We start from the raw sequence: 539 nt of genomic DNA on the forward strand, positions 1-539 counted from the left end.
CCTCACTCCCCGCGCCCCCCTGCTTCCCCCTTTGAGCCCCCGGCTCGTCTGCTCCTCAGTCCCAGCCGCCTCAGCCCCAGCCGCCTCAGTCCCAGCCGACTCAGTCCCAGCCGCGGCCGGAACGTCCGCGCTTCAGGTCCCCCCGCTGCTTCTTCTCCCTCAGCCGCCGCTCCACGATGCCGCGCGGCGTCCGCGCCCGCTTGCGCCGCTTCGGCGGGGGCGCCGTCGCCTCGGCGAGCAGCGCGGCCATCCGCACGCACGCCGTCTCGCGGTTCCGCCACTGCGAGCGGTGCTCGGCGGCGCGCACCACCAGCACGCCGTCCACCAGCCGGTTCGCCAACCGCTCCAGCGCGCGCTCCCGCCACACCTCCGGCAACGCCTCGGTGTTCGCCAGGTCGAACCGCAACTCGACCTGCGTGTCGCTGGTGTTCACATGCTGGCCGCCCGGCCCGGAGGAACGACTGAACCGCCAGCGCAGCTCGGACTCGGGCAGCGCCACCGCACCGCGGATGAGATAGGGACCGGACATGCCCCCATGG

General features: G+C 74.0%; 1 protein-coding gene. It reads right to left on the minus strand.

From position 1 onward, the window contains the following. Positions 1-100 precede the first annotated feature (100 nt). Positions 101-529: an alternative ribosome rescue aminoacyl-tRNA hydrolase ArfB gene (arfB, locus tag GL263_RS27720; protein ID WP_182858465.1), complete on the minus strand. Its 429-nt coding sequence runs from the start codon at positions 527-529 to the stop codon at positions 101-103. Between the last annotated feature and the right edge of the window lie 10 nt (positions 530-539).

The sequence above is a fragment of the Streptomyces durbertensis genome, assembly GCF_014156695.1.
Classification (GTDB): Bacteria; Actinomycetota; Actinomycetes; order Streptomycetales; family Streptomycetaceae; genus Streptomyces; species Streptomyces durbertensis.

Bases quoted from the DNA above. Each gene is read 5' to 3' on its own strand.
- arfB (WP_182858465.1), bottom strand. From the start codon at position 529: ATGTCCGGTCCCTATCTCATCCGCGGTGCGGTGGCGCTGCCCGAGTCC.